The 17,724-nt window shown below is 72.6% G+C and carries 18 protein-coding genes; 12 read left to right on the top strand and 6 right to left on the bottom strand.

The features are described 5' to 3' along the window. Nucleotides 1-16: 16 nt before the first annotated feature. Together ACGGAQ_RS16590 and ACGGAQ_RS16585 are read right to left on the bottom strand one after the other, a co-directional pair. A complete protein-coding gene (locus tag ACGGAQ_RS16590; protein ID WP_393049783.1) occupies nt 17-364 on the bottom strand; it encodes an Lsr2 family protein in 348 nt (115 codons plus the stop codon). Nucleotides 365-520: 156 nt separating this feature from the next. Continuing rightward, nucleotides 521-1,129, bottom strand: a complete 609-nt coding sequence (locus ACGGAQ_RS16585) for a response regulator (protein ID WP_393049780.1) — start codon at nt 1,127-1,129, stop codon at nt 521-523. A gap of 98 nt (nt 1,130-1,227) precedes the next feature. Here ACGGAQ_RS16585 and ACGGAQ_RS16580 point away from each other — a divergent pair, with 98 nt between their 5' ends. The 5 genes from ACGGAQ_RS16580 (at nt 1,228) to ACGGAQ_RS16560 (ending at nt 6,174) form a co-directional block, all read left to right on the top strand. Further along, on the top strand, nt 1,228-1,959 hold the full coding sequence (locus ACGGAQ_RS16580; protein WP_393049778.1) for a sensor histidine kinase: 732 nt from the start codon (nt 1,228-1,230) through the stop codon (nt 1,957-1,959). An 86-nt stretch (nt 1,960-2,045) separates the two neighbouring features. Next, complete coding sequence (locus tag ACGGAQ_RS16575) at nt 2,046-2,915, top strand: manganese catalase family protein (protein WP_393049776.1); 870 nt, start codon at nt 2,046-2,048, stop codon at nt 2,913-2,915. Nucleotides 2,916-2,987: 72 nt separating this feature from the next. Beyond that, nucleotides 2,988-3,269 carry a hypothetical protein gene (locus ACGGAQ_RS16570; RefSeq protein ID WP_393049773.1) on the top strand — a complete coding sequence of 94 codons (282 nt, stop codon included), beginning with the start codon at nt 2,988-2,990 and terminating at the stop codon, nt 3,267-3,269. Between the two features lie 38 nt (nt 3,270-3,307). Continuing rightward, entirely contained in the window at nt 3,308-5,638 is a 2,331-nt protein-coding gene (gene lon, locus ACGGAQ_RS16565) for an endopeptidase La (RefSeq protein WP_393049770.1), read from the top strand. Between the two features lie 131 nt (nt 5,639-5,769). After that, nucleotides 5,770-6,174, top strand: a complete 405-nt coding sequence (locus ACGGAQ_RS16560; protein WP_393049767.1) for a DoxX family protein — start codon at nt 5,770-5,772, stop codon at nt 6,172-6,174. Between the two features lie 49 nt (nt 6,175-6,223). Here the strand turns inward: ACGGAQ_RS16560 and ACGGAQ_RS16555 are convergent, their stop codons facing one another. Together ACGGAQ_RS16555 and ACGGAQ_RS16550 are read right to left on the bottom strand one after the other, a co-directional pair. Then, a complete protein-coding gene (locus ACGGAQ_RS16555; protein ID WP_393049764.1) occupies nt 6,224-7,957 on the bottom strand; it encodes a DEAD/DEAH box helicase in 1,734 nt (577 codons plus the stop codon). A 224-nt stretch (nt 7,958-8,181) separates the two neighbouring features. Continuing rightward, on the bottom strand, nt 8,182-9,033 hold the full coding sequence (locus tag ACGGAQ_RS16550; protein ID WP_393049761.1) for a hypothetical protein: 852 nt from the start codon (nt 9,031-9,033) through the stop codon (nt 8,182-8,184). 132 nt (nt 9,034-9,165) lie between these two features. Between ACGGAQ_RS16550 and ACGGAQ_RS16545 the strand changes: the two genes are divergently transcribed. After that, nucleotides 9,166-10,320 (top strand): sensor histidine kinase, encoded by a 1,155-nt coding sequence (locus ACGGAQ_RS16545; RefSeq protein WP_393049759.1) that lies wholly within the window; start codon nt 9,166-9,168, stop codon nt 10,318-10,320. Beyond that, entirely contained in the window at nt 10,317-10,922 is a 606-nt protein-coding gene (locus tag ACGGAQ_RS16540) for a response regulator transcription factor (protein ID WP_354858967.1), read from the top strand. The genes ACGGAQ_RS16545 and ACGGAQ_RS16540 overlap by 4 nt, the downstream gene beginning before the upstream one ends. A 294-nt stretch (nt 10,923-11,216) precedes the next feature. On the opposite strand, the gene ACGGAQ_RS16535 is transcribed toward ACGGAQ_RS16540, so the two are convergent. Beyond that, on the bottom strand, nt 11,217-11,513 hold the full coding sequence (locus ACGGAQ_RS16535; RefSeq protein ID WP_393049756.1) for a hypothetical protein: 297 nt from the start codon (nt 11,511-11,513) through the stop codon (nt 11,217-11,219). A 197-nt stretch (nt 11,514-11,710) separates the two neighbouring features. On the opposite strand from ACGGAQ_RS16535, the gene ACGGAQ_RS16530 reads away from it, so the two are divergent. The 4 genes from ACGGAQ_RS16530 to ACGGAQ_RS16515 are packed head-to-tail and all read left to right on the top strand — an operon-like array spanning nt 11,711 to nt 14,448. Then, nucleotides 11,711-12,478 (top strand): DUF5753 domain-containing protein, encoded by a 768-nt coding sequence (locus ACGGAQ_RS16530; RefSeq protein WP_393049753.1) that lies wholly within the window; start codon nt 11,711-11,713, stop codon nt 12,476-12,478. Further along, a complete protein-coding gene (locus ACGGAQ_RS16525; protein ID WP_393050400.1) occupies nt 12,475-12,660 on the top strand; it encodes a DUF397 domain-containing protein in 186 nt (61 codons plus the stop codon). Before ACGGAQ_RS16530 ends, ACGGAQ_RS16525 begins: the two co-directional genes overlap by 4 nt. A 52-nt stretch (nt 12,661-12,712) precedes the next feature. Beyond that, complete coding sequence (locus ACGGAQ_RS16520) at nt 12,713-13,915, top strand: low temperature requirement protein A (RefSeq protein WP_393049751.1); 1,203 nt, start codon at nt 12,713-12,715, stop codon at nt 13,913-13,915. Nucleotides 13,916-13,938: 23 nt separating this feature from the next. Then, nucleotides 13,939-14,448 (top strand): 2'-5' RNA ligase family protein, encoded by a 510-nt coding sequence (locus ACGGAQ_RS16515; RefSeq protein ID WP_393049749.1) that lies wholly within the window; start codon nt 13,939-13,941, stop codon nt 14,446-14,448. 104 nt (nt 14,449-14,552) lie between these two features. Here ACGGAQ_RS16515 and ACGGAQ_RS16510 read toward each other — a convergent pair whose 3' ends face one another. Then, complete coding sequence (locus ACGGAQ_RS16510; protein WP_393049746.1) at nt 14,553-16,775, bottom strand: family 43 glycosylhydrolase; 2,223 nt, start codon at nt 16,773-16,775, stop codon at nt 14,553-14,555. Between the two features lie 101 nt (nt 16,776-16,876). On the opposite strand from ACGGAQ_RS16510, the gene ACGGAQ_RS16505 reads away from it, so the two are divergent. Continuing rightward, entirely contained in the window at nt 16,877-17,620 is a 744-nt protein-coding gene (locus ACGGAQ_RS16505; protein WP_393049743.1) for an ArsR/SmtB family transcription factor, read from the top strand. Nucleotides 17,621-17,724: the final 104 nt, after the last annotated feature.

The raw sequence follows: 17,724 nt of genomic DNA, 5'->3' as shown, positions 1-17,724 counted from the left end.
TCGCTGTGTGCGTCTGTCAGCGGCTCTTGTACGCCTCGACGACCTCGACCGGGATCCGGCCCCGCTCGGAAATCTTGTAGCCGTTCTTGACGGCCCATTCCCGGATCGCCCGGTTCTGCTCGCGGTCCATTCCGGCGCCGCTGGGTCGCCCCGGCCGCCGAACTGTCCGCGCGTTCTCCGCCGGGCCCCGACCGATCCGCCGACCCGCATTGATGTACGGGTCCAGCGCCTTACGCAGGACGCCGGCATTCTCGTCCGAGACATCGATCGTGTAGGCCACGCCGTCGAGACTGAACTCGACCGTCCGGTCGGCCTTCCCGCCGTCGAGGTCGTCGGTCAGGACCGTGATTACTTTTCTCGCCATTGCCGATTACTCCCTGTGTGTGGCGGGATGTGTCCAAAGTCTGACCTATCACCCGGGGAATCCGCAACAATATGCGTCCCATTCATTTCGGCGCGTCGCGATTGAGTGGCGCACAAAACCGCGAACCGACGCGGAATCGCCGGCGTTGCCGCCGCGTCAATCGGTAAGCAGACCGGCGTGGCCGGCGATGGCCGCCGCCTCCGCGCGGTTGGAGACCCGCAGCTTGCGCAGCAGCGCGGCGGTCATCCGTTTCACCGTCCGTTCCGAGACGTGCAGTTCCTCGGCGACATCCACGGTGCTGCGGCCGGCGGCGATCGCCCGCAGCAGGCGGCGCTCCTCGGCATCCAGGTCGACCGACGCGCTTCGGGAGGGCCCGAGCAGTGCGCGCAGCAGCTCGGCCGGCAGCACCGCCCAGCCGTCGAGGATGGCCAGCAACGGGGGCAGCAGCTCCTCCGGTTCGCTGGTCTTGGGCAGGAACCCGTCGGCACCGGCCCGCAACGCCTCCAGCGCGGGTGTCGGATCAGCGGAACCGGACATGGCCACCACCCGTACCCGTGGCGTGGTCCGCCGGATGGCGGCCACCGCCCGGACGCCGCCGGGCGGTGGCATGTGCAGGTCGACCAGCGCCAGGTCGGGGTGGCAGCGGCTGACCAGGGTGGCCGCCGCGGCGGCGTCGCCGGTCGAGCCGACCACCTCGGCGCGTCCGTTGGTGGTCGCCGGAAGCAGCAGCTCAAGCCCGCGGACGAAGAGGGGGTGGTCGTCCACCACAGCGAGTCTGAGGGCGGGGGCGTCCGGCATGTCTGCGCCGTTCCCCAGCGGGTACCGATCATGCGGGTACGCACCGAACGGGGGGAGTCGGATGCATGCGGGCACGTCATGGCTGGCAGGGGTTGTTGCGAGGGTTGCGTCGGACCGGGCCGGGATCGGGCGCCGAGCTGGCAGCGGGTGTCGACGCGGACCTGCTGCTGCGCGTGTTGTGCCACGAGTTCCGTACCCCGGTCAGCGCGCTGACCTCGTTGACCCGGGCGTTGGCCGATGAGCGCCGGACGCTGACCGGCGCGGACCAGCGGGCGATCATCGAGCTGGCTCGTGATCAGGCCGTCCACCTGCAGGGCCTGCTGCGGGACGCGACGGCCGGCGCCGGAGCGTTGACGCCGTCGGCCCCACCGGAGGCCACCGTGCCGCTGGCGGGGATCCTGCGGGAGGCCGCCGCGCTGGTGCCGGCGGGCCGGCGACGGGCCCGCGTCACCCGGCGGGCGGGTTCCTGGCCGGTCCCGGCGGGCCGGACCCGGCAGGTGCTGGTGAACCTCGTGCAGAACGCGCTGCGCCACGGGCCGGCCGGGGGGCACGTCGGGATCTACGCGGCGCTGCGCGGGCCCGGCCTGAGCATCGTGGTCACCGACGAGGGGCGGGTGGACGAGTCGCTGCTGGTCGCGCTGCGTCGCCCGGCGCCGGTGGCCGGGATGTCCGGGCTGGGGCTGTGGATCGTGCGACACGTGGTGGCCGTCGATGGGGGAGTGCTGCGAGCGCACCGGCTGCGGCCCCGGGGCGTGGCGCTGGAGGTCCTGCTGCCGGTGGTCCGTCCGCTGCGCTGACCCCGGCGGGACACGGGTTGGCCCGGTCGGGTCAGCGGGACGGGAATCGTCCTTGGTGCCAGCAATCCGGCACCGAGGAGGGTCGAATGTTCAGCCACGTCAAGGACCTGCAGTTCGAGGCCAGGCCGGACGCCCCGGACGCCGCGTTCGCCCGCCGCCTGCAGGAGGTGCTGGGCGGCAAGTGGGGCGAGATGACCGTCGCCAACCAGTACCTGTTCCAGGGGTGGAACTGCCGGCTGCCCGGCAAGTACAAGGACCTGCTGCTCGACGTCGGCACCGAGGAGGTCGGCCACGTCGAGATGATCGTCACGATGATCACCCGGTTGCTGGACAACGCCCCGCTGTCGCTGTCGGAGGCTATCGCGGACAACCCGGGAGGTGCAGCGGTCTACGCCGGGTCGAACCCGGCGCATCTCATCCACAGCGGCGGCGGTGCGCTGCCCGCCGACAGCAATGGGGTGCCCTGGAACGGGGCGTTCATCACCGCCAGCGGCAACCTGCTGGCCGACTTCCAGCTCAACGTCACCGCCGAGGCGCAGGGCCGCCTGCAGGTCTCCCGGCTGTTCAACATGACCGACGACCCCGGCGTCAAGCAGATGCTGCGCTTCCTGCTGGCCCGCGACACCATGCACCAGAACATGTGGCTGGCCGCCATCGAGCAGCTCAGGGAGGACGGCCTGGAGGACATGCCGGTGCCGGACGCCTTCCCGGATACCGGGGAGTTCACCGACGAGTTCGGCTACACCTACCTGGGCTTCTCCTCGGGCACCGACGCCGCCCAGGGGCGCTGGGCGTCCGGGCCCGCGCCGGACGGCAGGGGCGAGTTCCGCTACGACGACAATCCGCGCGCGAACGCCCCCGAGCCGGTGCTGCCGCCGGGTGACCCGCGGCTGTACGGCACGAACCCGGGCGTGGCCGGCAGCGTCGTGGACACCGGTACGAGCACGCTCACCTGAGGTCGTCTCGTCGGGCCGCCCGTCCCGCACGGAACGGGACCGGCCCACCCAGGAAACGAGGAGGAGAAGCCCATGGCCGTCGTCGCGCCCGTCCGGGACACCGCCGTCGTTCCGCTGTCGCGTACCCGGGTGAAGCTGGTGGTCTGCACGGTGTTGACCGCGCTCGCCGTCGGCGTCGGGCTGCCCGCCCGAGTGGTGCTCGCCCTGTCGTTGACCAGCCTGGCCATTCCCGTCGCCGTGGCGCTGGCCGGCGGCGTCCGGGCGGTGCGCGAGCTGCTGCTGCCGGTGCGCCCGCCGGCGCCCGGCAGTGGTCTGGGTCACACCCCGGAACAAGGGGAACGCTTTGTTACTTGAGTGAGACACGCTCAACTCAACGCGATAGCAGGTGTTCGATGGCAACTCTTCCGGTACTTCCCCTGACCGACGCCGTGCTGCTGCCCGGCATGGTCATCCCGGTGACCCTCGACCCGACCACCCAGGCCGCCATCGACGCGGCCCGGACGACCGGCGACCGCAAGCTGCTGGCCGTGCCGCGTATCGACGGCGAGTACGGCCCGGTCGGCGTGGTCGCCACCATCGAGAAGGTCGGCCGCCTGCCCGACGGGGAGCCCGCCGCCGTGGTCCGTGGCCTGTCCCGGGCCCGGATCGGCTCCGGCGTGCCCGGCCCCGGCGCGGCCCTCTGGGTCGAGGCGACCGAACTCGACGAACCCGCTCCCGCCGGCCGTGCCCGGGAACTCGCCCGCGAGTACCGCGCCCTGGTGACCTCCGTGCTCCAGCAGCGAGGCGCCTGGCAGGTCATCGACGCGGTGGAGCGGATGACCGACCTGTCCGAGCTGGCCGACTCGGCCGGCTACGCGCCCTGGTTGACCCTGGACCAGAAGACCGAGCTGCTCGCCGCGCCGGACGTCACCGCCCGGCTGGAGCTGCTGGTCGGCTGGGTCAAGGCGTACCTGGCCGAGCAGGAGGTCACCGAGCAGATCAACAGCGACGTCCGCGAGGGCCTGGAGAAGTCGCAGCGGGAGTTCCTGCTGCGCCAGCAGCTCGCCGCGATCCGCAAGGAGCTGGGCGAGGACGAGCCGGACGGCTCAGCCGACTACCGCTCCCGGGTGGAGAGCGCCGACCTGCCGGACAAGGTCCGCGAGGCGGCGATGCGCGAGGTCGGCAAGCTGGAGCGGGCCAGTGACGCCTCCCCGGAGGCCGGCTGGATCCGTACCTGGCTGGACACCGTGCTGGAAATGCCGTGGGGTACGCGTACCCAGGACAACACCGACCTGGGCGCGGCCCGGGCGGTGCTCGACGCCGACCACGCCGGCCTGGCCGACGTCAAGGACCGCATCCTGGAGTACCTCGCGGTGCGTAACCGCCGGGCCGAGCGCAACCTCGGCGTGGTCGGCGGTCGCGGCTCCGGTGCGGTGCTCGCCCTCGCCGGCCCTCCCGGGGTCGGCAAGACCAGCCTCGGCGAGTCCGTGGCCCGGGCGCTCGGGCGCAACTTCGTCCGGGTGTCGCTCGGCGGCGTCCGCGACGAGGCGGAGATCCGCGGTCACCGGCGCACCTACGTGGGGGCGCTGCCCGGCCGGATCGTGCGCGCGCTGCGCGAGGCCGGCTCGATGAACCCGGTCGTGCTCCTCGACGAGGTGGACAAGCTGGCCGCCGGCTACGCCGGTGACCCGGCCGCCGCCCTGCTGGAGGTGCTCGACCCGGCGCAGAACCACACCTTCCGGGATCACTACCTGGAGGTCGACCTGGACCTGTCCGACGTGCTGTTCCTGGCCACCGCCAACGTGGTGGAGTCCATCCCCGGTCCGCTGCTGGACCGGATGGAGCTGGTCACCCTGGACGGCTACACCGAGGACGAGAAGGTCGCCATCGCCCGCGACCACCTGCTGCCCCGGCAGCGGGAGCGGGCCGGTCTGACCGTCGACGAGGTAAGCGTCGCCGACGAGGCGTTGGCGCTGATCGCGGGGGAGTACACCCGGGAGGCGGGCGTCCGGCAGCTCGAACGGGCGCTGGCCAAGATCCTGCGCAAGGTGGCGGTGACGCTGGCGACCGACCCGTCGCCGGTACGCGTCGACACCGACAACCTCACCGGCTACCTGGGGCGGCCGAAGTTCACCCCGGAGTCGGCCGAGCGCACCGCGGTGCCCGGCGTGGCCACCGGCCTCGCCGTCACGGGCGCCGGCGGGGACGTGCTCTTCATCGAGGCGACGAGCATGGAGGGCGAGCCGGGGCTGACCCTGACCGGCCAGCTCGGCGACGTCATGAAGGAGTCGGCGCACATCGCGCTGTCGTACCTGCGCTCCAACGGGCGTCGGCTCGGCATCGACCCGAACGCCCTGGCGGGACGCCGGATCCACGTCCACTTCCCGGCGGGCGCGGTGCCCAAGGACGGTCCGAGCGCCGGCATCACCATGGTCACGGCCCTGGCGTCGTTGGTCACCGGTCGCCCGGTCCGCCCCGAGTTCGGGATGACCGGCGAGGTGACGCTCTCCGGTCGGGTGCTGCCGATCGGCGGGGTGAAGCAGAAGCTGCTCGCCGCGCACCGGGCCGGCCTCACCGAGGTGATCATCCCGGCCCGCAACGAGCCGGACCTGGACGACCTGCCGACCGAGGTGCGCGAGGCGCTGACCGTGCACACCCTGGCCGACGTGGCCGACGTGCTCGCCCTGGCGCTGCGTCCGGCCGACGTCGAGGCGTTGGACGGTCCGGCGCTCTTCAAGGTCTGACGCTCCGAACCAATGGCCCCCGCCGTCTTCTGACGGCGGGGGCCATTGATGTACGCGCATAGGGGTCTACTGTCTCGCCTGAACGCTCAACTACCTCTCCGCCGCGAGGCGGTGCCCCCGGAGGAAACCCCGTGAACCTGGTGCTCTGGATCATCCAGATCCTGCTCGCCGTCGTCTTCGCCGGCGCCGGCCTGGCCAAGCTGACCCAACCCAAGGACAAGCTGCGCGACGTGATGCGGTGGGTGGACCCGGTCCCGCCGACGCAGGTGAAGGCCCTCGGCGCGGTCGAGGTGCTGGCCGCCGTCGGGCTGGTGCTGCCCGCCCTCACCGGCATCGCCACCGTACTCACCCCGCTGGCCGCCGTCGGGCTGGTCATCGTCATGGTCGGCGCCATCCTGGTACACCTGCGCGACCGGAAGAAGCGCGACACGGCGGCCGAGCGTCGCACGGAGATCCAGGGCGCGATCACCTGCGCGGTGCTGCTCGTCCTCGCCGCCGTGGTCGCCTGGGGCCGCTTCGGGCCGTACTCCTTCTGAGCCTGGCACGCCGGCGACCGTCGAATTCCGGCGGTCGCCGGCGGCTCGCTCAGCGCCCCTCGCCGCCGCGGTCGCGACGAACCGTGGCCTTGCGGCCCTTGATGGTGCTGGAGCGCAACCCGGAGATCACCTCGTCGGCCACGCCCTGCGGCACCTCCACCAGGGAAAAACGGTCGGCGATCTCGATCGAGCCGATGTCCCGGCCACGGATTCCGGTCTCGCCGGTGATCGCGCCAACCAGATCCTGCGGGCGCACCCCCGCGCGTCGGCCCAGCCCGACGAAGACCTGGACGGTGTTGCCGCCGCCCGCGCGCGGCCGCCCGCCGCCGCGCCGGTCGCCGCCCCGGCCACCGGCCTCCGGCCGACCCTCGCGCGGGCCGCGCACCGCCGCCTGCGGGATCTCCTCCTCGTCGTCCGAGCCCGGCGACGTCACCTCGTGCGCCAGCTTCACCGCGGCCAGGGCGACCTCCATCAGGTCGAACTCGTCGGTAAGCGTCTCCACGATCACCCGGAACGGGTCCAGGTCGTCCTCCAGCAGGCTCTCCCGCAGCGCCGCCTGGGTCAGCTCCAACCGGCGGGTCCGCATGTCGGCCACGGTGGGGATCTTGTCGATGGTGATCCGCTGGCCGGTCACCCGCTCGATCGTCTTGAGCATCCGATGCTCGCGCGGCTCGGCGAGGGTGATCGCCACACCCTCCCGACCGGCTCGGCCCACCCGACCGATCCGGTGCACGTACGACTCCGGCGCCGACGGCACGTCGTAGTTGACCACGTGGGTGAGCTGCTCGACGTCCAGCCCACGGGCAGCCACGTCGGTGGCGACCAGCAGGTCGGCGGTGCCGGCCCGCAGCCGGCCCATCACCCGGTCGCGCTGCTCCTGACTCATCCCGCCGTGCAGCGCCTCGGAGCGGTAACCCCGGCCGTTCATCGTCTCGGTCAGCCGGTCCACCTCCTCGCGGCTGCGGCAGAACACGATCGCCGCCGTGGGCGACTCCACGTCCAGGACCCGGCCCAGCGCGGCCGGCTTGTGCGCGCGCGTCACGATGTACGCGCTCTGCCGCACCCGGGGCGCCTCGCCGGCGACCGTCGGCTCCCGGCCGATCTCGATGCGGACCGGCTCGCGCAGGTGCTGGCGGGCCATCCCGTCGATCCGGGACGGCATGGTGGCCGAGAAGAGCACCGTCTGGCGCTGCGCGGGGGCGTGCTCCAGGATCGCCTCGATGTCCTCGGCGAAGCCCATGTCGAGCATCTCGTCGGCCTCGTCGAGCACCACCGTGGCCAGGCCACCGAGGCGCAGGGTGCCCCGCGCGATGTGGTCGAGGGCCCGACCCGGGGTGGCCACCACCACGTCCACGCCGCTGTCGAGTGCCCGCAACTGCCGCCCGATCGGCTGCCCGCCGTAGATCGGCAGCACCCGCGCGCCCAGGTCCTTGCCGTAGCGGTGGAACGCCTCGGACACCTGCACGGCCAGCTCCCGCGTCGGCACCAGCACCAGCGCCACCGGGTCCCCGCCGTCGCGGTGCGCCGGCATCCGGTGCAGCAGCGGCAGCGCGAACGCCGCCGTCTTGCCGGTGCCGGTGGCGGCCTGACCCAGCAGATCCCGACCGTCGAGCAGCGGCGGGATGGCCTCCCGCTGGATCGGGGTCGGCTCCTCGTAGCCGAGGGCGGACAGCGCGCCCAGCAGTTCGGCGCGGAGCCCCAACTCCGTGAAGGCGTTCACCTCGTCGGCGTCGTCCGGGGTGGTGTCGTTCGGTGCGTCGTGCTGTGCAGGTGCGGAACTCATGGGTCAAGCTTTTCATCACGACCCAGCGGGCGCTGAGCCGACCGGCACAAGAGCGCGTGCGCCCCTCAAGATCCGCGCAACTTCGGGGAAATTGCTGCCTCCGCGACGCCCGAAGCAGCACTTTCCCCGAACCTGTGTGGATCACGAGCGGCGTGGGCGTGTCAGGCATCGGTGGTGAGGATCGCGAGGATCATGATGCCGGCCAGTGCCGTGTCCAGGACCCCTCAGAACTCCGCGTAGCCGCGGGGCACCACCCGGCCGCTGCGGTGGTGCACCACGTCCCAGCCGGCGTGCGCCAGCCAACCGAACGCCACCAGCCACGCGGCCGTCCGCCCACCGGCCAAGATCGCGATCACCGTCAGGGCGACCCAGACGGCCAGACCGGCCAGCTGGCTGGCGAGCACGCCCGGCCCGCGCAGCGTGCGCCGCACCACACCGATCAGCAGGTATCCGCCGGGCAGCACCAGCAACGTCCACGGGCTGAGCATCGTCGGGTCGACCCACATGTCCACGGTCACCAGCAGCGCCAGCCCGCTCGGCCAGCGGCGGGCCAGCGCCAGCGCCGCCGGGTGTCGGCGTACCGCCGCCGGTGTCTCGTGCCGGTGTCGCACCGCTACCAGCACCATGGCCGGCACCATCAGCAGGTGCCCGCCGACCATCAGCGCGTCGCCGTCCAGCAGGCCGGCCCAGAACGGCAGGAGCAGCAGCAGGAACGGGACGTACATCGCGGCGGCCATCTCGACGACCCCGCCCCAGCGGTGTGCCCGGTAACGCATCCACGCCGTCATGCCGAGGGTCATGTTGGTGGCCATCACCAGCGCCGCCACCTCGGGGCGGCCCAGCGCCCGGCCGGCCCCGAACAGGGTGCCGGCCGTGTGCCACAGCGGGCCGAGCAGCACCATCCCGGCGAGCATCGCGAGCGCCATCTCGCCCAGATGCCACAGCAGCCGTCGTGTGCCGCCGACCCGCGCCGCGTCCGAGGGCGTCGCGCCGGCGGGTGCCGGGCAGTCGCCCGGCAGCGACCCGGGCTGCGGTACGGAGGGAGCGTGGTCCGGGTACATCCGTGTCTTCTCCATGCCGTTGACCCTGCCGGCGCTCCGGCGCGGTGGGCAGGTTCGTCCATCACGGGAAATCCGTGCGAAGCGCGCGGTCCGACCGTGACATCTCGCAGGGGTGGAGCGTGCGTGCGGCGGTCCTAGGATCGACGCGTGGCGAGCGAGGCGGTGACTCCCCGGGCGGACCGCCGGCTGCGCCGGGCCCGGCAGGCGACGCTGCTGTCGCTCGCCACCGGTGTGTGGGCGAGCGTGCTGCTGCCGGCGGTCGGGCTGACCCGCGAGCCCGATCCGGGCCGGGTGGCGCTCGGCGCGGTCGGCATCCTCGCCTTCGTGATCGCCCAGACCGCCGTGCTGTACGCGGCCGTGACGCCGTGGCTCGACCCGCGCTGGCGTCGCCGCGCCCACCTGGGTCTGGCCGGGGCGGCGGTGCTGACCGTTCCGCTGGTGGGGCCGGTGGCGGCCGGCGCCTGGCCGACCTGGGCCTGGCTCGGGGCGGCGCTGATCGGCATGGCGCCGCTGCTCGTCCGGCCACCGGCCGCGCTCGCGGTGGCGGCCGCGGTCCTGCTGGTGTCGGTGGCGGTCGCCGGGTGGACCGGTGGTTCGGTCGCCCGCTATCTGGCGGTGACCGGTGGGATCGGGGTGGCCGTTGCGGCCGTCAACGGCTTGCAGGTCTGGTTCTGGGACCTCCTGGTGGACGCCCGGCAGGGCCAGGCGGCGCAGGCCCGGCTGGCCGCCGCCGAGGAGCGGCTGCGCTTCGCCCGCGACGTGCACGACGTGCTGGGTCACCGTCTCACGGTGATCGCCCTGAAGGCCGAACTCGCCGCCCGGCTCGCCCCGGTCGACCCACAGCGGGCCGGTCGGGAGGCCGCCGAGGTGCAGCGACTCGCCGCGTCCGCGCTGAACGAGGTACGCGAGACCGTGCACGGCTACCGCGTTGTCGACCTCGACGAACAGCTCACCGCGATCGTGGGGGTGCTGCGGTCCTGCGGCGTACGGTGCACGGTCGGTCCGCCGCCGGCGGACCTGCCGCAGTCCGCCGCCACCGAACTGGCGGCGGTGTTGCGTGAGGCCGGCACGAACGTGTTGCGGCACAGCCGGGCCGACTGGTGCCGGATCCACATCGACCGGGAGGACGACGTGGCCAGGATGACGGTGGCCAACGACGGAGCCGACGACCGGGGCCCGGACGCGCACAGCCACGGCCTGCGCGGCCTGGCCGACCGGCTCGCCGCCGCCGGCGGTGAGCTGCGGGTACGCCGGGAGGACGCCGTGTTCACGCTCGTCGCCACCGTGCCGGTGGCGACGTGATCCGCGTCCTGCTCGCCGACGACGAGGACCTGATCCGCGTCGCCGTCGGCGCGCTGCTCGGTCTGGAGCCGGACATCGAGGTGGTGGCACACGCCGCCGACGGGCCGACGGCGGTCACGGCGACGCTCGCGCACCGCCCGGACGTGGCCGTCGTGGACCTGGAGATGCCCGGCCTGGACGGCATCGCGGTCGCCGCCGAACTGGCCCGAGCGCGGCCCGAGTGTGCGGTGGTGGTCCTCACCGGACACGGCCGGCCGGGTCACCTGCGCCAGGCACTGACCGCCGGCGCCCGAGGCTTCCTGCCCAAGGGCTCGCCCGGTGGCGCGCTGGCCGACGTGATCCGCCGGGTCCATGCCGGCGGCCGGTACGTCGACCCGTCCCTGGCCGCCGACGCGTTGACGCTGCCGGCGTGCCCGCTGACACCCCGCGAACTGGAGACGCTGCGGCTGGCCGAGTTCGGCGCACCGGTCGCCGTGATCGCCCGCCGGGTGCACCTGTCCACCGGCACCGTACGCAACCATCTCTCCGCCGCCGTGCAGAAGCTCGGCGCGACCGACCGTGCCGAGGCGGTACGGACCGCCCGGGACAACGGCTGGCTCTGACCTGTCGTCACCCCTTTGCTCTGCTTCACCCCACGCAACACCGGGCCTTCGAAAGGCTCGGCTACCGGCAACGCGCCCAGGCGACGAACCGATCGTCGAGGTCTGGCGTGGACATGCCGGAATGATGCTCGGCGGCCTCGTCCCTCAGGGCTGTCAGGTGGACCAGCAGGGCCGCTCGGTTCTCGCGGTACTCGCCGAGGAGACTCAGCTTCGCCGCCGAGCAGGGCCAGGCGATCCCGCACGACTGGCACCGCCAGGTGGGACGGGTCGGCAGGTGGGGAAGGCCGCGCCGCCTCACCCGGACGCTCCCGTCCGCGCCGGCCCCCGAGCCGGGCGGCGCTCGGGCCCCACGGACAGCCACCGCAGCCCGTCGCGGAGGACGAACACCTCCCGCTTCGCCACGGCCAGGCCGCCGCGACCCAGCTCGTACCCCTCGACCCACGTCCACCCGTGATAGGTGTGGCGGTCGGTCAACTCGCGTACGACCCGCAGGGTCAGCGGGCGGACGAACTGCGGACTGGCGGCACGGGTCAGGTACAGAACGTCCCCGACCCTGATCGTGCGGGCACTCGCCGCGACATCCTCCGACACGTCGCGCTCCTTCCGAGGTGGAGGGAGCCGCCCCTGAGCGTCATCCCCAGGGACGGCTCCGTTGCGAACGCGTCCGCCAGGTCTCGGGTCCCTGCCGGCCGCGCCGTTCACCCAACACCCTGCCGACTGTTGCGGCTCAACTACACTGCGTTGCACTATGGCGGTAGGACGTTCGGGATATCCTGGGAGGACAGCGGATGAACCACGCGGTCGTGGAGGCCATGACCCAGTGCGGTGAGACGGCCGACTCCCTCGCCGCTCAGACTGGCGTCGACCCGAAGACTGCCGCCCGCTGGGCAAACCCCGGACGGATCCCGCAGACCCGACACCGCGCCCAGGTCGCGGCGATCCTCGGCCGAGAGGTAACAGAATTGTGGCCGGACGTCCTGAAGCGCCGCGAACCAGCCTGGTTCCGGCCATGGGCCGACATTGAACGTGAGGCCGTCGCTCTGCGCTGGTACGAGCTGGCCTGGGTGCCCGGCCTCTTGCAGACGGAGGCATACGCACGGGCGACTCTGGCCGGGGAATCGTTGTCCAACGAGGACGTCGATCATCTTGTGCAGGCCCGTCTCGGACGGCAGGGCATCCTCCACCGCGACCGGCCACCCCTGCTGATCGCGGTGCTGGACGAGGCCATTGTGCGGCGGTCGGCGTACGGTGACCGGGATCTGATGCGCGACCAGTGCGAGCATCTCGTGGCGTGCGCTCAGCTCCCGTCGGTGCAGGTCTATGTGGTGCCGACCGTGGTCGGCATGTACCCGGGCCTGGGTGGTCCGTTCATCCTCGCCGAATTGGAAGGCGGCGGACGCGTCGCCCACATCGACGGACAGGCGCAGGCGCAAATATCTGAGCAGCAGGCAGAAATTGCTACCCTTGACCGACGATGGGAACGCATTCGCGGGGAGGCTCTCTCGCGCGGACAGTCCCTAGACCTGCTCAGGGAAGCGGCATCCTCATGGACCTGATCGGTGCGCAGTGGCGTAAGAGCACCAAGAGCGGCAACAACGGCGGGGCCTGTGTGGAGGTCGCCGACAATCTGCCGGGGGTCGTTCTGGTTCGGGATACGAAGGACCGTGACGGTGGGACGTTGACCTTCGAGCCCCAGGCGTGGCAGGGCTTCATCGCCTTCGCGCGGGCCCAGCGCTGACCGATGGGACAAGTCAGGCTTTTGTGTCCGAATTGGATGCAATGATGGCTTGATGCGCAGGAAGGTGGCGGCGGGTCCGGTCAACCCGGTGCGCGCGAGCGCCGTCGAACTGTTCTTCGACCTCGTCTTCATCTTCACCCTCGGCCGCCTGTCGGCGACCCTGGCCGAGGAGCCGAGCTGGATTGCCGGCGCGCAGGCCGTGATCTTCCTGCTCGCCTTCTGGTGGATCTGGTACAACACCAACCTCGCCACCGACAGCCTCGACTGCGAACGCCCCACGGTGCAGGTCCTGATCATCTGCGTGATGCTCGGCAGCCTGCTGATGTCCATCAACGTCCCGGACGCGTTCGGCAAACAGGGCTTCGTCTTCGCGGCCGCGTACCTCGGGATCCACCTGGGCCGTACCCTGGTCATGGCCTTCTACCTGCGCGGCACCCCTGCCTGGCGCCGGCCGGTCCGGGGGGTGATCTGGTATCTGATCTCCGGGACGATCTGGTTCGTCGGGGCCGCGTCCAGCGGCCACACGCGCACGCTGTGGTGGGCATGCGCCCTGGCGATCGACTACTCGGCGCCGGCGTTGCGGTGGCGTCTCCCGCGGCTCGGCCGGGCCAGGGCTGCGGAGTGGCGCCTGTCGGGCGAACATCTGGCCGAGCGGTACCGCCAGTTCATCATCCTGGCTCTCGGCGAGACGATCCTGGCCACCGGCAACTTCTACCGGGAGTCGTCGCGGGACGTGGCGGACACCGCTGCCTTCCTGATCACCTTCTGGACTGTCGTCTTCCTCTGGTGGACCTACTTCTATCGAACGACGAGCAACCTCGCCGTGAAGATCAACGAGTCCACCGACCCGTACCGGGTCAACCTGCGGGCCGGTTACACCCACCTGCTGATGGTGGCGGGAATCCTGCTCACCGGCATCGGCGGGGAGCTGATGCTGAGGGCGCCCGGCGGGCAGAGGTCGGCCGGTGACGTGGTCGCGATCCTGGTCGGTCCGCTGCTCTTCCTCGTCGGGCGGCTGATCTTCGAGGCATGGGTATTCGGCCAGTTGACCAAGTACTGCCTCACGGCTGTGGTGGGCTGCCTGATCGTGAGCCCGGTGGCGGCACAACTCCCGCCACTGGCGGTGGGTCTGCTGGGCGCGGCGACCATCACCGCCGTCGCCGCGTTCGACCTGACGATCCGGGCGCGGGTCACGGGCGCGGTCAACGCGACGGCCGCCGGCGGGGCCAGTCACCTGTACGGCCGGGACCGGTGACGCGTTCGGGCTAGCGTGTCTGCGTGCGTACGGTGGAATTGGTCTGCTCGCCCGGGTTGGACGCCGCGATCCGGACGGCCTGGGGTCGGTTGGCGGCCGCCGGGCTGCCCAGCCTGGCCCGCAACATCCACCCGACGAATCGGCCGCATCTGACCATGGCGGCCGTGGACGATTTCCCGTCCGGTGTCGAGCACCGCCTGGCCGAGTTGTTCGACGCCGCGCTGCCGGTGCCGGTGACGCTCGACCGGGTCGTCGTCCTCGACGGCAGCGCCCCGCTGGTCTGGCTCGTACGGCCCACGCCGGCGTTGACTGCGCTGCACGCCGCCGTCTGGGACGTCCTCGACCAGGCCGACGGGCACCGTCCCTGGCACGCCCCGGGAGCGTGGGTGCCGCACCTCAGCCTGGCGCTGCGGTTCCGCGACGCGGACCTGCGGATGGCCCGCGCCGTGACCGGTGGGCAGCGCCCGACGGGCTCGTTCGTCGCCGCCCGCAGCTACGACGGTACGGACCGGACGGTGACATCGCTCGGATGAGCGCGATCGGTGGCAGCTGAGCAGTCCGACACGCCGAGGGTCGCACTGCTGAGCCGCCACCGATCGCCGCGGCTATGCCGCGTGCGGCCGACCAGGCCGTTGCGTCAGCGGTAGAAGCGCAGGTAGTCGAATTCGGCGGTGACCGCCGGCTCGGCGCCGCCGTGCGCGACCAGCCCGATCCGGGGGGTGGTGTCGGCCGGGAACGTCCACACCGCACCCCACGTCCAGGTACGCCCGTCCCGGCTGGAGCCGGCCCGGAACTCGTGCTCCCCGGTGGCCCGGTCGACGTGGTGCGCCAAACGTAGCCAGGTGGTGGTGGCCGGCGTGCCGACGATGCTGCCGCCGTACACCGGCTGGCCGGCGAAGGGCAGCTCGTAGCCGTACTCGACCTGCCGGGTGTTCCAGATCGCCACCTGGGTCAGCCGGGCGAACCGGTCGTCGTCGACGTAGGCGACCAGGCCGGCCTGCTGGTAGTTGCGGACCGTCTCCTCGCCCAGGTCCAATGTCACCTTCGTCTCGACGACGTAGTCACCCCTCGGAGCGCCGCGCAGCAGCACGCCGGCCGTGTTGCCGGTGCCGGTCAGGTCGGCGGACTGCACGGGCCAGCGCAGCGCCCCGTCGGCGACGGTGGCCGCCGGGTCCGCGCGTACCCACTGCCAGTCGCCGTCGAGCCCGCCGTCGAACTCGTCGGAGTACGCCGGCAGCGGCGCACCGACCCGGGGCTCGGGCACGGCCCGCCTGGCCGGCTGGTACAGCCGCGCCACGCTGACGTTGTCGAACTCGGCCGTGCCGCCGGCGGCCGTCAGCCCGGGGCGGCCGGTGACCGGGCGGTCCAGCCGCAGGGACACCACGGCGAGCTGGTCACCGAGGCGGGCGGGGCTCAGCTCGGCGACGAGCTGCTGTCCGCGTACCTCGATGGCCAGGTTGTGTCGATCGCCCAGGTCGAGCCCGGCGGGCAGCGGCGCGCTGGCCTGGCGGCGGCCGTCGCGGGCGACCAGCCGGCCGGCGGCGGCGTCCACCCGGACCTCGACCTGATCGCCGAGGGTGACCCCGGCGCTGGTCGCGCCGGTGAGCCGCAGGTCGGCCTCCGCGCGCACGTCCCCGCCGACGGTGGTACGGCTGGTGAGCGCGCCGCTGCCGCTGAGCCGGCCGTCGGTGACCTGCCACTGGCCGGCGCGCTGCCAGCCGGCGAGGCTCGCGGTGTCGAAGCGTTCGTCGACACGGCCGGTGGTGATCGGTGCGGGTCGGGTGCCCTCGGACGGGCCCGCGCCGGCGTTGACCGTCGGCCAGCCGTCGATCCAGTCCAGCCGGTCGAGCAGCATCGGGCGCTCGTTGATGCCGAAGGGCTCGTCGAGGTACGGGTCGGCCCGGTCGATCGCGTGGTAGACGATCCAGTCCTGGCCGGACAGGTCGGTGAGGAACCCGTTGTGCCCGGTGCCGATCCAGCGGTTGCCGTTCTGGGTGAGCACCGGCGTGCCCCCGGCCCGGGACGCGGTCAGGGCGACGCCGTCGCGGTCGGTGAACGGGCCGCGTGGGCTGCGCGCGCGTCCGACCTGGACGGAGTAGCCGGTGGCCGGGCCGGCGCAGCAGTTCGCGGTGGAGGCGAACAGGTAGTACCAGCCGTCGTGGCGCAGCACGTAGCTGCCCTCGAACTTGTTGTCGATCGCCACCAGCGTCGGGGCGCCGACCGCGCGCAGGCCGTCCGGGCTGAGTTCGGTGACCGAGATGCCGCCGTAGTAGCTGCCGTAGTAGAGGTAGCTGCGGCCGTCGACGTCGGTGAACTGGCTCGGGTCGATGGTCCACAGCCAGCCGCCACCGCCGCCGGGGCGCGGGGCGACGACCGGCTCGTCGGCGAACGTCCACGGCCCGGCGGGGGTGGGGGCGGTGGCCGCCCCGATCGCGTAGTCGCTGCCCTCGGTGGAGACGGTGGTGTCGGTGACCGTCACGTACATGACCCAGCGGTCGCCCAGGCGACGGACGTCCGGCGCCCAGTACGCCGCGCCGGGCGCCGCGTAGGACGGGCGCTGGTCGGGGCCGAACGCGTCGCCGACGTACGTCCAGTCGACCAGGTCGGCCGAGCGGGCGGTGGGCACCCGGTGGAACACGCCCTCGCCCTCGCGCAGCGGGTCGGTGGTGCCGTAGGCGTACCAGAAGCCGTCGTCGCCGCGGACGATGACGGGGTCGGCGAAGGTGTCGCCCACGTCGGCGGAGATCGGATTGCGGTAGCGGGACGGGCCGTCGGATCCGGCGGCCGACGCGGACGGGGGCACGGCTAGGAGCAGACCGAGCACGGCGGCGAACGCGCCGCCGCGGCGGAGATGTCGCATGTGGACCTGCCTCGGGGGAGTGGGCGGTGTGCCCTCCGTTCTTACAACGTTGGATACAACGTTGTAAAGAGTTTGGGATGACACCTCCCTAGACTGGGTCGATGAGTGCTGGTACCGACGGCCGGGGCATGGCCGAGTTGGCCGCCCTGCTGGCCGACGGCACCCGCGCGGGCATCTGCGTGGCGCTGCTCGACGGCCGGGCCTGGACGGCCGGCGAGCTGGCCCGACGTGCCGGCGTCGCCCCGTCGACAGCCAGCGACCACCTCACCCGCCTGGTCCGGGGTGGGCTGCTCGTCGAGGAACGGCAGGGCCGGCACCGCTACCTGCGCCTGGCCGGACCGTCGGTGGCCCAGCTGATCGAGGACCTGGCCGGGCACGCGCCGACCCCGCCCGCGCCGACCACGTCACTGCGCGCGGCGCGTGCCACCGCCGCCCTGGCGTACGCCCGGACCTGCTACGACCACCTCGCCGGTCGGCTGGGCGTGCTGATGTACGACGCACTGCTGGCCGCCGGCCGGCTGGACCGATCCAGTGGGTTGGCGCTGACGCGTGACGGGTGGGCCTGGGTGACCGAGTTGGGCGTACCGGTGGACGTGCTGCGCGCCGCCCGCCGACCGGTGGTCCGCGACTGCCTGGACTGGACCGAACGCCGCTCGCACCTCGCCGGAGCGCTCGGCGCGGCACTCCGTCACCAGTTCTCCGAGCTGGGCTGGATCACCCCGGGCGCCGGCCGGGCGGTACGCCTCACCCCGATGGGCCGCGCAGCCCTCGCCGAGAGCCTGGGCGTGCCCGTCAGCACCCTCATTCCCGGCACGCCCTCGCCGCCGTCCAGCGGCCGAGCCTGACCCGCCGGCCGCCGCGCTCCGGCACGGCAGCACATCCCGGATCGCGCACGATGCTGTCCGGTGCGGGCGCATGCTGTCCGGTGCGACGCGGTGCGGGACTGTTC

It is taken from the genome of Micromonospora sp. NPDC047557 (genome assembly GCF_043205095.1).
In the GTDB taxonomy this organism is placed as follows: Bacteria; Actinomycetota; Actinomycetes; order Mycobacteriales; family Micromonosporaceae; genus Micromonospora.
The sequence above is the reverse complement of the archived record's forward strand: the minus strand, read 5'-3'. Positions and strand labels throughout refer to the sequence as shown.

Excerpts from the sequence above, each read along its gene's own strand:
- ACGGAQ_RS16510 (WP_393049746.1), bottom strand. The coding sequence starts at position 16,775 with ATGCGACATCTCCGCCGCGGCGGCGCGTTCGCCGCCGTGCTCGGTCTG.
- ACGGAQ_RS16555 (WP_393049764.1), bottom strand. The coding sequence starts at position 7,957 with ATGAGTTCCGCACCTGCACAGCACGACGCACCGAACGACACCACCCCG.
- ACGGAQ_RS16530 (WP_393049753.1), top strand. The coding sequence starts at position 11,711 with ATGAACCACGCGGTCGTGGAGGCCATGACCCAGTGCGGTGAGACGGCC.
- ACGGAQ_RS16570 (WP_393049773.1), top strand. The coding sequence starts at position 2,988 with ATGGCCGTCGTCGCGCCCGTCCGGGACACCGCCGTCGTTCCGCTGTCG.
- lon (WP_393049770.1), top strand. The coding sequence starts at position 3,308 with ATGGCAACTCTTCCGGTACTTCCCCTGACCGACGCCGTGCTGCTGCCC.
- ACGGAQ_RS16520 (WP_393049751.1), top strand. The coding sequence starts at position 12,713 with ATGCGCAGGAAGGTGGCGGCGGGTCCGGTCAACCCGGTGCGCGCGAGC.
- ACGGAQ_RS16505 (WP_393049743.1), top strand. The coding sequence starts at position 16,877 with ATGAGTGCTGGTACCGACGGCCGGGGCATGGCCGAGTTGGCCGCCCTG.
- ACGGAQ_RS16575 (WP_393049776.1), top strand. The coding sequence starts at position 2,046 with ATGTTCAGCCACGTCAAGGACCTGCAGTTCGAGGCCAGGCCGGACGCC.
- ACGGAQ_RS16590 (WP_393049783.1), bottom strand. The coding sequence starts at position 364 with ATGGCGAGAAAAGTAATCACGGTCCTGACCGACGACCTCGACGGCGGG.
- ACGGAQ_RS16550 (WP_393049761.1), bottom strand. The coding sequence starts at position 9,033 with ATGGAGAAGACACGGATGTACCCGGACCACGCTCCCTCCGTACCGCAG.
- ACGGAQ_RS16580 (WP_393049778.1), top strand. The coding sequence starts at position 1,228 with ATGCGGGCACGTCATGGCTGGCAGGGGTTGTTGCGAGGGTTGCGTCGG.